Source organism: Acinetobacter sp. XH1741 (assembly GCF_041021895.1).
In the GTDB taxonomy this organism is placed as follows: Bacteria; Pseudomonadota; Gammaproteobacteria; order Pseudomonadales; family Moraxellaceae; genus Acinetobacter.
In genome coordinates, this window is the sequence record NZ_CP157428.1 from 2,614,715 (window position 1) to 2,628,606 (window position 13,892).

Below are 13,892 nucleotides of genomic sequence, written 5' to 3' on the forward strand. Positions count from 1 at the left end.
AATTTAACCTTTTCTTACGGTTTTAGCAGCCCCTAAAACCGCTTAAAATGCTCGCAAGGCTTGACTTCACGGTATTGATTCATCACAATATGGCACTTGTTTACGGGCTGGTGATGGTTACACCAGTTTACTGGATTGACCACAGCCCGCCCAGACCAACTTATTTTCAAGGAGTGCAAGAGTGGCAAACTCTGCTCAAGCTAAAAAACGTGCGCGCCAAAACGTAACAGCGCGTAAACACAACGCAAGCTTGCGTTCTATGGTTCGTACTTACATCAAGCGTACTTTAAGTGCAATCGCTGGTGGTGATTATGCAGTTGCTACAGAAGCTTATAAAAAAGCTGTTCCTGTAATCGACCGCATGGCTGATAAAGGCATCATCCACAAAAATAAAGCTGCTCGTCATAAGAGCCGTTTAAATGCTCAAGTTAAAGCGTTAGCTAACTAATTTGAAGTATGTAAAAAAAGCCCAATCGGGCTTTTTTTATTGTCTATATTTTTGCTTATTGTTCTTTATGAAACTTAGATACATCTAGTTCGTAAGCTTCACTTCTCCAAATCCACTTTAATTTACAATTTGGAAACTCATCACCTTCAAACCACACAAATAGACCTTCCATCATTTCAGGCCAATCAGCTTTTTGTATCTGATTATTACCCGAAATTACAGCGACAATAGCAGCAATAATCGTGTCGTGACTTACCGCTAAACTTAGCCCACTTTTAGTTTTAGGATGAGTTCGATAAATCAGCTCTAGAACATCTAAAACGCCTGTAATTGGATGTTTCATGCCAGGCAAAGCATTATTCACAAAACTATTAATAAAACCGAGCGCTCCCTGTTTGCGAAAATAAGGCGCGGCCTGTTGAATATCGAGTACAAAACTACCAGGCTCAACCAACAAACCCTGTTCTACGATTTCTATTGTATGTGTATTAGATTGAGGGCTCACTCCATCTGCGCCTTCAATCATAAGCGCGGCAGTATCTACACAACGTTGAATTGGGCTAGAAATGCAGTGCTGAATCACACGATCCGTATTTTTAATTAAATAGCTTCCCCAAGCCTCTGCAAGCTCACGACCTTCTGGAGTCAGTTGAAGATCATATCCTGCCAAACCTTGCCCATCGACTAACTCTCTTAAAGAGTGTCGTGTAAAAAGCGTGACTGGGGTTGAAGCATCAGGCAATAAATCAATTGCTTCAAACATGCTTTTAGGCAATAAATCGAGTGCCATTTTTATCTTTTCGTCTTTTCTCAATACTTTGCCACTATAACATGTCTACCATAACTCTCAATCCAAAACACCTGATTGAGCCAAAGCTTCAAATGCTATTTTTTTGCTTTCTTGATCACGAAATGCGATAAAGCCGCCATTTAATACAGTATCTCTTTGATTATATTCAAAAGGGCTACCTTTTAAGGTAAGTAAACCGCCTCCTATACTTTCCAATAACCCCTGACCCGAACTTGTATCCCATTCAGATGTAGGATGAAATCTAGGATAAATATCAATCTCACCTTCTAGCATCATACAAAATTTATAAGCACTACCTGCTTCACGGCGAATCACCGTACGACTCTTTTCAATAGGTTGAATAAATTTTTGATATTTCGGGTTTTTACTACTATGGCTTAAACCAATTTGGACTGGTGCTTGTGTGGAGTAAGGTGTTTTTTGATATTGATACCATTGTTGTTGACTAAAGCTATATTTAAAGGGTAAATCTTTTAAATACCCCAAATAAACAACCTGTTCACAAGGCACAACGATCACCGAGAAAACGGTTTCATGCCCTTCAATCAGACTCAAATTTATCGTGAACTCATCTCGTTCATGTATAAACTCTTTTGTGCCATCAAGCGGATCTAGCATCCAGCAAGACGTCCAATCATGGCGAGCGCTATAGTCACTTTCTTCTGATAAAACTGGCAACTCAGGTGTAATCTGTGCAAGGCGATTTAATAAGAAACTATTTACCTTTAAATCTGCTTGGGTTACAGGTGAATCGTCATGTTTTTCTTGAATAGTAAATTCATATCCAGCCGAGTAGCTCTGATATTCTTGTAATAGGATCTGGCTAGCCTCTTCCAAGATAGGTAGCAGTTGTTCAATCAGGGGATCTGTGGGGCGTGTTGTTGTTATAAACATAAATAAGCTCTATTTACTTTCCTTTTCATTATAAGTGAATTATGACAAATTCAGTATTCACCAACAGTCTAGTATCTTTATAAGAATACTTTAACTCTCATTAAGAATCCTATTATTCCTTTAAAAGCTGAGTTCTTATATTTTAACTGGGTAGGTGCTTATCACTTAGAAGAAAATAACGTTATTTTTTGTATAGAAACTAGCTATAACTTATGAAAAATAAACAACTTAAAGCAACTTCAACCATTTCCTTTTCACACATTTCTTGCTATGTTCAATAGCACAATAACAAAATGGAAGATTAAATATGATGCTATATGGATATCACTTCTCAACAATCGAAAATAACTGGGAAGACTTAACACCATTAAATGAGTTTTTACAAACATTTGCAGATGATGATGGTGACGTCTCTCAACGAGACAAAGAATCACTTAAAGAAATTATTGCTAAATCAGATACAGCTTTGGCCTTAGCCAAAGAAATGGGCTGGGATGGTAGTTATACAGGCTGTCCTTATCTATTTTGGTTACCAAGTAAAAATACTCAATCGTTTGAATATGGCTTTGTCTTTAAACAAACCTCAGATAATTCAACTTTTGTGATTTCACCGATTGAACTGGCTTATTTAGCACAAGACACTCAAGTACAAACTTTAAGTAAAAATATTGAATAAATATAAAAAGGTTATTGGCTAAAAAATGAAGGCCAATAACCTAACCAGACTGTATTTATTCAAACATGCTTAATTGAGGTGTAGGTTTTAGAATTTTCTCTTTAGGTACATGTAAGCACTCAAACTCCTCAACAGGAAAACCTTCAATAAAGCTTGAAATATCGGGCGTTTCTAAACTTAGCCATTCATCTAAACGGTCATGTGGAATCACAATCACCGATCTTTTGACATCGCCCGGTTCATGAAAATCCTTCATCATGGGATGGTCTATAGCATCCATAGTTAACATGCTTGCTGAACGGATAATATTTTCATTCATTTTGCAAATTTCATAGATTGCAGCAATGAAAAAAGCTTGCCCATCCTTACGGCGCACACCCCACCGCTCTGGCTTATCATTTATATATTTACTTTCATAAAACTCAGTCACAGGGATTACACCGAACTTACATTTAAGAGCAGCTTCTTGAAAACTCGGTTTTTGGAAAATCGTTTCATGACGGGCGTTATAAGTATGTTTTGCTATATTTGTATCTTCAGCCCATTTTGGAACCAACCCAAACATCACTTCCCGCCACTCAAGCCCTTGTGGAGATTTGAATAGTAATGGCGTTGTTCCAGCAGGATAAACCTCTTCGGCATAGCTAAACCCAACCATAGGTAACTTAAGTTGCTGTAATTGAGCTAGCGTTAAAGGCTTAAAGTTGGCACACATAGTAAGATTAAAGATACTCTAATTTCCCATACCTTATTTTATAAGTATTTACCCTACAAACCAAATAAAAAGGCACTCGAAAGTGCCTTTAACGACACAACTTTACGCTTATGAAACGTGTTGAAGCCCTTGCGGAATCGCCTGCAATAGACGTTTAGTATAATCATGTTGAGGATGTGCATAGAGTTCATCCGAATTGCCAATTTCCACAACCTCCCCATGATTCATGACCATGACTTGATCAGAGATATATTTCACAACCGATAAATCATGAGAAATAAAAATATAGCTAAGTCCAAACTCATCTTGTAAGTCTTGTAATAAATTAAGTACTTGCGCCTGTACCGAAACATCTAAAGCCGAAACAGACTCATCACAAATCAAAATTTCAGGCTTTAGCGTTAAACAGCGTGCAATCGCAATACGCTGACGCTGCCCACCCGAGAACTCATGGGGGTATCGATAATACGCTTGTTCAGGCAAATTGACTCTCTCAAGTAACCCAAGTGCAATTTGCTTACGCTCAGCATCATCTTTACCTATGCCATGAATTTGCATAGGTTCCAATAAAATCTGTCCAATAGTAAAACGTGGATTCAGTGAAGCATACGGGTTCTGAAAAATGATCTGAATTTTCCGCTGATATTTAGCAAATTCTTTTTCAGTTAATGAAAGAATGTCTTTACCTTTAATAAAGGCTTCCCCACCTGTTGCTTCATGTAAACGCATGAGCAACAAGCCCACAGTAGTTTTACCTGAGCCTGATTCTCCCACCAAGCCAAGTGTTTTTCCTTTAGCAAGTTTAAAAGACACACCTTTTACTGCCTGAAACTCTTCTTTGCCAAATAATCCTTTACGACTATAAAAGCTTTTTTTAAGATCTTTTACTTCTAAAATAATTTGCTCATTGCCATTTAAACCGCGTTTACGCTGTGGAATTTCTGAAGCATCAAAGCTTTGCTCTACCAATACATTATCTTCTTGACGCATAAAATCGCTGGTTACAGGTAAACGATAAGGTCGCTGTGACATTTGAGGACGACAGTATAATAACGCTCGGGTATATACATCTTTAGGTTGTTCTAGAACTTGTTCAGCAAGACCTTGCTCTCGAATTTCACCATGACGCATCACAATGACTTGGTCTGCAATTTCACCCACTAAGGCCAAATCATGCGTAATAAAAAGCATCGACATTTGACGGCGCTTACGCAATGACTCAAGTAAATCAATAATTTGTTTTTGAATCGTGACATCAAGTGCTGTAGTTGGTTCATCGGCAATGAGTAACTTAGGTTCACAAGCAATCGCCATTGCAATCATGACACGTTGCTGCTGACCACCAGAAAGCTGGTTAGGATAGGCATCAATCTTAGTTTCCGGTGAAGGTATACCTACTTCTTTGAGTAACTCTAAAACACGTTGACGAGCCTGTTTACGGCTCATGCCCATATGTAAGCACAAGACTTCTGCAATTTGGGTGCCAACCGTAAAAACAGGATTTAATGATGACATGGGTTCCTGAAAAATCATGGCAATATCTTTACCGCAGATTTTTCGCATCTCTTTACGAGATAAGCTTAGTAAATCTTGCCCTTCAAAAACAATCTTACTTTTTTCATCAATTTTACTTTGGCCTACAGGCAGTAAACCCATCGTGGCTAAAGAAGTGACTGATTTACCACTACCGGATTCACCGACTAAAGCAACAGTCGTATTCGCGGGAATATCAAAAGAAATTCCTTTTATAGTTTCGATATACTGCTTATCTTCACCTTTAAAGCTTACTCGTAAGTTTTCAATATGGAGTAATGGAACACTTTTTTGTTGTTCTGACATTAGCGTTTCCTCTTATTTTAATTTTGGATCTAATGCATCACGAAGTGCATCAGTAAACATTGAAAATGCTGTGACCAAAACAGCCATCGCGACAGAGGCTGCAACAAGCTGCCACCATTTTCCTAAAAGTAGTTCACTTTGAGCTTCATTTAACATGCTGCCCCAAGACACTACGCCCACTGGTACACCAAAGCCCAAGAAGCTCAAAATAACTTCCGATTTAATAAAAGAAACCACTAAAATCGACATTTGGACTAAAGCAATATGACTGACATTAGGAAAAATATGAATAAACATACGGCGAAAATGTCCAACTCCAATTGCTTTGGCAGCCAGTACATATTCACGTGCTGTATGTTTCATATACTCAGCACGAATTAAGCGGTAAACACCCGTCCAACCTGTTAGCCCTAAAATCAGAACAATAGATAAAACACCTTTTTGTTGTAATACAGCAGCAATCGCAAGCACTAATAATAAATATGGAATGGAAGTAAAAATATTATAAAACCAGTTAAGAATGTCATCGACCCAGCCACCAAAGTAGCCTGAAACTGCCCCTAACAGTGTTCCTATAGTTACTGCGAGTAATGCAGAAACAAGACCTACAATAATTGAGGTTTCAGCACCTTTGATGGTTTTTTTAAGAACATCTTGCCCCCATTTGTCGGCTCCAAATATAAGTGTGCTTTTAAGTTCACTTTGTTGATCGAGCAAATGTCCTCCTAGTTGATGATCAATTGCTTTCATGTCATCAGCTAATGGGTCCACTACACCATAATAATCAATCGTACTTCCAGAACCCTTCTCTTGCTTAATTTCAGTTTTAAGCTGATGAATAACATCTTTTAAGGGGTCTACTGGATTTTCCGGCAAATCTTGATCTACAGCAGCTGTATTTTTCAAAGCTTCGGTTGTCTTATCTGTACCTATAAATGTAGGGGGTGCATAGCTCACTGCAACTTCTTTATTCCAGTCAGATGCAATTACACCTGTAAGTGACAGTAGTAATATAACCAAATAGAACAGCACAACAATGAGCGATGCGATTGCAATTTTGTCGGCCCGAAGACGGCGCATTGCAAGTCGCCATAACCCAGCTGATGCCGGAGCTTTCTGGCTTTCTAATTTTCTTTTTGATAGAACACTTAGCATAAGCCACCTACTTCAACTGTACACGTGGATCAACCACTTTGTAGACCAAATCGGCAATCAAGTTAAAAATCATGGTTGCTGCGGCGATATATACTGTAATTGCTTTAATAACAGGAAAATCACTTCGCTCAACCGCAATAATGACTTCTCGACCAATCCCGGGAATACCAAAAAAACGTTCAATTAAAAATGCACCTATGAGCAATGCAGGTAGAGTCGCCATTACATCGGTAATAATAGGAATTGAGGCATTACGTAAAACATGTACACCTAAAATTCGGCTTTCTCCTACCCCTTTAGCCCGTGCTGTTCTAACGTAATCTTGATTAATCTCATCGAGCACAAAACTACGGTATAACCGTAAAGTAGGTGCAATACTCACCACCAACATGATTAAAATTGGTAGTAAGGCAAACTTAAATAAATTATCGGTAAAATTATCGCTCCAGCCCTGTACTGGAAACCAACTTAACTGATAAGCCAAAACATATTGAAAAACAATAATGTAAACTAATATGCTGATTGACATGCCGATGGTACATAACATCATGACCATACGATCTGTTAAAGTGCCTCGTACGGCCGATACAGCCAATGCCAAGCCAATTGAAATAACGGTTTGTAAAATAGTCAGTGGAATTAAAAGAGTTAACGAAGGACCTAAGCGAGTTAAAATAATTTGTGAAACTGGCTCACCTGTGCTCCAGCTTGCGCCATAGTCAAAAGTGAGAATCTGCTTAATAAAAATCCAGAGCTGGACATAATAAGGTTGATCAACACCTAACTGCTTACGGATATTTTCAATCTGCTCAGGATTAGACATCTTACCTGCCAGAATATAAGCAGGATCTCCACCCACCCAGTTAAAAAGAATAAAGATAAACAGTACTACTCCCAACATGGTTGGAATCATCTGCCATAAACGCCGAATAACATATGCCAGCATAGTGATAATTCCTTATTTAACCCGTTGCCCGGTAATTTCATTAAAGAATGCTTTATTGTCAGGATCACGACCAAGGAAATCTTTAACCAACTCAGCTGCTGGTTTTTGGCTACCCTGCGATAAAATCGTCTGGCGGTAACGTTGCCCGACTTGTGGGTTATTCAAGTTATCTCCATAAGCGGAAAGCATGTCTAAAGCTAAAACTTCTGACCACATGTAACCGTAGTAGCCTGCTTGATATCCACCCATCAAATGTCCAAACTGCCCTGGAAATTCAGTTGTTGGCACATAACCAAGTGTGGTTGCTGCTTCCATTTTTTGCCAAGTTTCTAAAGGTTTTACTTTTAGGGCATCGGCTGTATGAAGTGCCATATCATACTGTGCATAAAGAGTTTGACGTGCATAACGCAAACCACGACCATAGTTATGTACGGCTTTTAAACGGGCAATTAACTCATCATCAACTCCTGGACATGCTGGGTCACAATAATCCGCTACTTTAGATAAAGTTTCTTTACGGCGTGCCCACTCTTCATACATCTGAGATGGCGCCTCTACAAAATCACGCTCTACAGATGTTCCAGACTGACTGGCATAACGAGTATTAGATAAAATGCCATGCAGAGCATGACCAAATTCATGAACAAAAGTTTCAAGCTCATCACTGTTTAATCCTTTACGATTAAAGTTAGTGACTAGTGCTGAAACAGGTAAGCGGTTGGTTAACGTACTGCCACCATATACTCCCCAAACGGCAGCATGCCCATATTTCCCTTCGCGAGGGAATTTATCCATATATAACCCACCAAGAAGCTTTCCTGTCTTTTTATCAACTACATCATAATATTCAACTTCGCTCTGCCATGCTTTCACTTTGACAGGTTTAAAATCAATACCGTAAAGGTCAGACGAAATCGCAAATAACCATTTTTGTGCAGCTAAAGTAGGGAAATAATCACGGAGCTTTTCCTGATCAATCTGATATTTGCTCTTACGAAGTTTTTCGCTCCAGTAAGCTTCACTCCAACGCGTTATTTCGGTTTTATCTAATGGTGTTTTTAAGGTTTGAGATTTAAACAAACGAAGTTCTTCTACTTCTTTACGCTCAAGTGGTGCTACCGTTTTTTGTACTTCTGCCAAAAATTGATTTACGGCTTCGGGCGTTTTTGCCATACGGTCTTTTAACACCCAATCTGCGTAACTTGCCTTTCCAAATAATTGAGCAAGCTCATAGCGTAAATCTATTGCCTGTTTGAGTAGTTTTAAGTTTTGTTCAGTACCGCGTCGTGTAAAGGCGATTTGATATCTTTTTCGGGCGTCATCATTATCTGCCAGTTCCATAAATGGGCGATATTCAGGATACTCAAAGCCTAATAGATAATTGCCTTTCGCATTTTTCTTTAACCCAGAAATATAACTTTCTGGTAGTCCTTTCATCTCTTCAGGAGTAAATTCTATTTTTTCAGGGTTATCACGAATATTGCGGTTATATTCTTGCTCGAGTTTAGTCAACTCGTCCAGAATAGCTTTCATTCTTGCACGTTTTGTTGGTTCTAATTGAACCCCTGTGTCTTCAAACTGATCCAGAATATCCTGACGGTATTTTTTATCTATCGGATCAGTCGCTTTTGTATTCTTAATGAAGTTATATAATTTTGAATTTTGGAATATATCAGTATGAAACTGATTAATCTTGATTTCACAGTCTTCTGCCGCTTTACGTAATTTTGCATCTGGGTCTACATTACTATAGAGACCTACGGGTCCTGAAAAATCTTCAAGATGAGCAAAAATTTTATCCCACTTTGCTAGTATCGGAGCGGCAGCAGCATCGGTTTTAACAGGTATTTTTTCAAAACTTGAAATCTCTTGCTGGATTTTCTTTAAATTAGAATCGCACCATGTGGGAAGTTGCTCTGCTTTAAGTAATGGTAACGTCGCACGTGTCGTCTCTGCTGATGCAAACTGACTTATACCTATCGTCAACATACATAAACTAGTCATTTTCAGTGTGTTATTTTTCATCGTGTCTCCAATTTTTTTCATTTAATGATTAGATTTCGTATTTGTATCAATATCGAAGTACATCCATTCAGCATGTAAAATCGGATGCTTCTTATATCCAATGATTCTTGGTTGAGCCAACATATTTCTATAACGTGCATACAACACTTGCACTGGCATATACACTTCTAACAAACGTGTCATTTTTCGATAAATCACGTCTCTCTCAGGGCCTGGCTTAACCTGTTGAGACTGACGGTATAATTGATCAAACTCTGGTATTGAACCGCAAGACCAGTTGGTCATATGAGTATTGGGGCCATAAAAATTCTGCATAAAATTATCCCCATCTGGATAATCGGCAATCCATGCAGAAGAACCAAACATTCCGTCACACTGTTTTTGTGCCCGAATGAGATCTGAAAAAAGCATAGGCTTGTACACCATACGGATATTCAAACTGTCAAAGTTCTTTTTCCAAAGCTCAGCGCTTTGTTGACCAATACTGTCATTACGCGCCATATATTCAATGACCAGAGGCTTGCCATTTGGTTGTGTACGCCATCCTGATGCATCTTTTTTATAGTTATATTTATCTAATAATAGATTTGCTGCTTTTACCGAATATGGGGTACTGCTTCTATATTGCGGGTCAGCCCCCACTATACCTGGCGGTACTGGAAAATGTAGACGCTCAGCATCACTATTACGTACTAATTTAATTTCTTGATCTATTGAACGAGACATTGCAATTGCACGGCGTAAAGCGATTTTCTCTTTACTCATTCCTCCAACAACAGGATTCTTAAGGTTCCAATAGTTGTAACTAATTTCCGGATCAACAATACGAGATAAATGCACACCATCTTTTGCAAGTTTAGGTCTTAACTTGCCATCTTTAATGGCTTTCGAAACTAATTGCCCTTCAAGTTGAATAATATCAACTTCACCATGTTGGAATGCCAACCATCGTGACTGGTTTTCTTCCATTACCTGAATATCAATTGTGCCGATTTGAGGCATTTGTTTACCTTTGAGGCGTTTCACAATTGCTTGGTCTTCAGCACTACTGGCTACAAAGTTCCAAGTAAAACCGCGATAATCAGGATTCGCTTTTAAAACAATACGCGAAGCAGGCACCCACTTACTGAGCATATAAGGTCCTGTCCCTACTGGATGCCCCATAACAAAGCCAGATTTATCTTTATATTTTTCGATAACTTCACGCGCTACAGCCCCTGTAGGGTCATGTGCTAGTAATAAAGGAAAGTTATAATCAGGCTTCACTAACCGAATAACCAAGGTGTACTTGTCAGGTGTTTGTAAACCGTTCACACTTTGATCATAGTTAAACTTTCCTGTTTTACTGGCTGATTGTACTAACGCATCCATACCTTGAATTTTGTTCTCCAACAACCAGCTATTGGGCGAACGTAAATTTGGGTCCAATAAACGCTTAAAAGAGTACGCATAATCGTAAGCCGTTAACTCTCTAGGTTTACCTTTAAAAACAGGGTCAGGCGTAAAATAAATACCTTTTTTAATGTGAATAGTATAAGTCAGACCATCTGCACTCACTTCTGGCATAGCAGTTGCGATTTGGGGAATAAGCTTTGCTGGCCTTGCTAAATAGTCATAGGTATATAAAGTTTCAAATATCGACGTGGTTACATGTGCCGAATATAAGTCATGGATATAAGCTGGGTCGAAACCTGTTTCAGCTGTTGGGAACGTATAATGTAGAACTTTATTTGGATCGGCTGGGCTTCTGGCAAAAATAGTTGTGGCACCCGTTAATGCCATACTGGCAAATAATAGACCTACACTACAGTGCTTGAGCTTTTGTTTTAAATTTTCAGTCATGATGATCTTTATCTAAAATTATTTTTTAATAGGGGTAATATCAAGATATTGCCAGTTTGTATTCATCATCGGATGAGCTTTAAAACCCTTAACTTGTGGCTGTATCAGCCAATTACGAATTCGAGTTACATGAACAATCCAAGGATTATCAGCTTCGATCTGGCGATTAAGCTTTTCATAATATGGTAGCCGTTGTGGCGGTGGTAAATGAATGGCCTGAGTATAGAGAGCATCATATGTTTTAGACTGATAACAAGCATGATTTCCCTGTCCAGCATTTGGTCCATATAGTAATTGTGCAAAATTATCTCCTTCAGGATAGTCAGCAATCCATGCCCCGCTCCATATCATATATTTACATTGAGTTGCGGCTTTTAAGTTATCTGCAAAGTTACTGACTTTAAAGTCAGCACGAATGCCTATTGCATCAAGATTTTTTTTCCAGAGTTCCGAATGAATAACTGATGCCGAGCTATTTTCATTATTAATTTTTAAAACTAAAGGCTTGCCGTTTGGTAATGTCCGATAACCATCTGCCCCTTTTTTATAACCATAATAATCAAGTAGTTTATTTGCTAATAGCGGATTATATCCTACGCTACTTTTATACTTTGGGTTATACCCATTTACACCCTCAGGTATAAACATTTCTGCTCTAACTGCCTGACCTTTATATGCCTGCTTTATGCTTTCTTTTTGGTCATAGGACAAAGTAATTGCTCGACGAAGTGCTATCTTTTCTGGACTAAAACCACCAATGACTGGATCCCGCATATTCATCATGGTATAGGTAATTTCGGGATCTTTATTTGGATAGTGCTTGATTCCTCTTTTCTGAAAAGAAGTTTTAAGTTGATTTCCATCTAAGGCTTGAGGAACAGCATCGGCTGTAAGTTTGTCAAAATTTAATTGACCAGATTGAAAAGCCAACCATCGTGACTGTTGCTCTTCAATAATACTGACCACCACCTTGCCAACTTGCGGCATTTTCTTTCCAGACATTTCTTTAACAAGCTGGTTATCCCAAGGGGTTCCTGTGGACTTAAAGTTCCAGACAAAACCACGATAATCAGGATTGGCAACCAACTCGACTTTACTTCTTGGGACATATTTACTCAACATGTAAGGGCCGGTAGCAACCGGATGCATACCAATCCGGTCACCGTAATAATCAACAACCTCTTTAGCAACCGCCCCAAATGTAATATAGGCAAGAATGTAAGGAAAATTAAAGTCTTGCCGTGTTAAAGTAAATTGTAGAGTATATCGATCAATCGATTTAAGCCCTGCAATTGGCGCAGCATAATCAAACTTTCCAGTTTTCTTTGCTTGAGCTATAACTGCATCAGCTCCGACTAATTTGCCATCAAGAAAAGAAACGGAAGGTGCTCTGTTTTTAGGGTCTAAAATACGTTTAATAGAATAAACATAATCTTCGGCCACCAGCTCACGGCGTTTACCTTTAAAAGCAGGATCATCTGTAAAATAAATCCCTGGTTTAATTTTAAATATATAAACTTTGCCGTCTTGTTCAACCTTAGGCATAGTTTCTGCCGTATAAGGAACCAGTTGTAGCGGACGAGCTAAATAATCATATTTGAGTAAAGGTTCAAAAATAGCTTCTGCAATACTTGCACTATAGAAATTGGTGGTTTTAACCATGTCAAAACCATCATCAGGTGCTTCATAGGCAACATGCAAAATCTTGTTTGGTTGTGCTGGCGTAACTGCGTAAGCACATGGAATTGATGTAATAGCCAAACTTAAAATGGCGAGCTTAAAAAATTTTAATTTCAAGTTCATATCCACATAACTAATTTTTTTAAAAGATATTAACCTTTTGAGTAACATCTAAATCCGCATAAGAAAAGTTCTTTTTTCAGCAGATAGGCCTATTTGGGATTGGGAATTCACTTTCCTTTATCATCTTTTTATTTGATCAAATGGAAAAATAAATTCAAGCACCCAGTATTTGTAACTACTGAATATAAAGCGAATTTCATGCCATCTATTGGTATTCATAATAAAATATTTAAGATTATTAGAAATTCATATTTTTATTAAGTACTTAAATCCGTTTGAACTATATAAACAAAAGTCACTTTTTGCCAAATATTATATTTGCATATGTTAATCATTTAGCATCCTAAATGCACAGAAAAAACACATGACTGATTCATTATGAGTCAAATTTAAACAGTAGCAATACACTCAAAATAACAAAATAAAGATTTGATATTAAATAAAATAATAATAAATTTTATTATGCCAGATAATATAACATTACATTGAAAAAAGTTCTAAAACGATACATTTTTATTTATTAAGCATGTGAAGAATCAAACAATGTGTATTTTTTATACAAATTAATTTGAAACTTTTCGCCAATCTTAAAAAATTTGCCAAATGGAAAATTTATTTCACTTTAATAAAACTACAGGCATTATGCTCAAACATAATAAAATCAATATTTATCAATATTTTGCATAAACTAAAAAAAGAAAAATATATAGTTGGCACTTGCTTTGCTTAAAACCATTC

At 37.8% G+C, this 13,892-nt stretch carries 11 protein-coding genes and 1 pseudogene; 3 read left to right on the plus strand and 9 right to left on the minus strand.

Features of this window, described 5'->3' with window-relative positions; all coding sequences use genetic code 11:
- The first annotated feature begins 181 nt into the window (after positions 1-181).
- On the plus strand, positions 182-448 hold the full coding sequence (rpsT, locus tag ABLB96_RS12435) for a 30S ribosomal protein S20 (RefSeq protein ID WP_002117906.1): 267 nt from the start codon (positions 182-184) through the stop codon (positions 446-448).
- Positions 449-503: 55 nt separating this feature from the next.
- Here rpsT and ABLB96_RS12440 read toward each other — a convergent pair whose 3' ends face one another.
- Both ABLB96_RS12440 and ABLB96_RS12445 read right to left on the minus strand, forming a co-directional pair.
- Positions 504-1,238 carry a phosphoglycerate mutase family protein gene (locus ABLB96_RS12440; protein ID WP_348897133.1) on the minus strand — a complete coding sequence of 245 codons (735 nt, stop codon included), beginning with the start codon at positions 1,236-1,238 and terminating at the stop codon, positions 504-506.
- Positions 1,239-1,295: 57 nt separating this feature from the next.
- Positions 1,296-2,153 carry a 3'(2'),5'-bisphosphate nucleotidase CysQ gene (locus tag ABLB96_RS12445; protein ID WP_348897134.1) on the minus strand — a complete coding sequence of 286 codons (858 nt, stop codon included), beginning with the start codon at positions 2,151-2,153 and terminating at the stop codon, positions 1,296-1,298.
- Positions 2,154-2,460: 307 nt separating this feature from the next.
- Between ABLB96_RS12445 and ABLB96_RS12450 the strand changes: the two genes are divergently transcribed.
- A complete protein-coding gene (locus tag ABLB96_RS12450; protein ID WP_348897135.1) occupies positions 2,461-2,829 on the plus strand; it encodes a hypothetical protein in 369 nt (122 codons plus the stop codon).
- A gap of 55 nt (positions 2,830-2,884) precedes the next feature.
- Here the strand turns inward: ABLB96_RS12450 and ABLB96_RS12455 are convergent, their stop codons facing one another.
- The 7 genes from ABLB96_RS12455 to ABLB96_RS12485 form a co-directional block, all read right to left on the minus strand.
- Positions 2,885-3,544, minus strand: a complete 660-nt coding sequence (locus ABLB96_RS12455) for an SOS response-associated peptidase family protein (protein WP_348897137.1) — start codon at positions 3,542-3,544, stop codon at positions 2,885-2,887.
- Between the two features lie 108 nt (positions 3,545-3,652).
- Positions 3,653-5,383, minus strand: coding sequence for an ABC transporter ATP-binding protein (locus ABLB96_RS12460; protein WP_348897138.1), 1,731 nt, complete (start codon positions 5,381-5,383; stop codon positions 3,653-3,655).
- 12 nt (positions 5,384-5,395) lie between these two features.
- Positions 5,396-6,538 (minus strand): ABC transporter permease, encoded by a 1,143-nt coding sequence (locus ABLB96_RS12465; RefSeq protein ID WP_348897139.1) that lies wholly within the window; start codon positions 6,536-6,538, stop codon positions 5,396-5,398.
- Positions 6,539-6,545: 7 nt separating this feature from the next.
- A complete protein-coding gene (locus ABLB96_RS12470) occupies positions 6,546-7,484 on the minus strand; it encodes an ABC transporter permease (RefSeq protein WP_039251373.1) in 939 nt (312 codons plus the stop codon).
- A 12-nt stretch (positions 7,485-7,496) separates the two neighbouring features.
- Complete coding sequence (locus tag ABLB96_RS12475; RefSeq protein ID WP_348897140.1) at positions 7,497-9,530, minus strand: M3 family metallopeptidase; 2,034 nt, start codon at positions 9,528-9,530, stop codon at positions 7,497-7,499.
- The gene (locus ABLB96_RS12480) at positions 9,531-11,354 is read right to left on the minus strand and encodes an ABC transporter substrate-binding protein (RefSeq protein WP_348897145.1); all 1,824 of its coding nucleotides are present in this window, start codon (positions 11,352-11,354) and stop codon (positions 9,531-9,533) included.
- A 15-nt stretch (positions 11,355-11,369) separates the two neighbouring features.
- Positions 11,370-13,160: an ABC transporter substrate-binding protein gene (locus tag ABLB96_RS12485; RefSeq protein ID WP_348897141.1), complete on the minus strand. Its 1,791-nt coding sequence runs from the start codon at positions 13,158-13,160 to the stop codon at positions 11,370-11,372.
- A 162-nt stretch (positions 13,161-13,322) separates the two neighbouring features.
- On the opposite strand from ABLB96_RS12485, the pseudogene ABLB96_RS12490 reads away from it, so the two are divergent.
- A pseudogene (locus ABLB96_RS12490) lies at positions 13,323-13,415 on the plus strand (hypothetical protein); the annotation flags it as partial.
- Positions 13,416-13,892: the final 477 nt, after the last annotated feature.

What these genes read in the sequence shown, in the direction of transcription:
- ABLB96_RS12440 (WP_348897133.1), bottom strand. Translation starts at nt 1,238, where the DNA reads ATGGCACTCGATTTATTGCCTAAAAGCATGTTTGAAGCAATTGATTTA.
- ABLB96_RS12445 (WP_348897134.1), bottom strand. Translation starts at nt 2,153, where the DNA reads ATGTTTATAACAACAACACGCCCCACAGATCCCCTGATTGAACAACTG.
- ABLB96_RS12450 (WP_348897135.1), top strand. Translation starts at nt 2,461, where the DNA reads ATGATGCTATATGGATATCACTTCTCAACAATCGAAAATAACTGGGAA.
- ABLB96_RS12455 (WP_348897137.1), bottom strand. Translation starts at nt 3,544, where the DNA reads ATGTGTGCCAACTTTAAGCCTTTAACGCTAGCTCAATTACAGCAACTT.
- ABLB96_RS12460 (WP_348897138.1), bottom strand. Translation starts at nt 5,383, where the DNA reads ATGTCAGAACAACAAAAAAGTGTTCCATTACTCCATATTGAAAACTTA.
- ABLB96_RS12465 (WP_348897139.1), bottom strand. Translation starts at nt 6,538, where the DNA reads ATGCTAAGTGTTCTATCAAAAAGAAAATTAGAAAGCCAGAAAGCTCCG.
- ABLB96_RS12470 (WP_039251373.1), bottom strand. Translation starts at nt 7,484, where the DNA reads ATGCTGGCATATGTTATTCGGCGTTTATGGCAGATGATTCCAACCATG.
- ABLB96_RS12475 (WP_348897140.1), bottom strand. Translation starts at nt 9,530, where the DNA reads ATGAAAAAAATTGGAGACACGATGAAAAATAACACACTGAAAATGACT.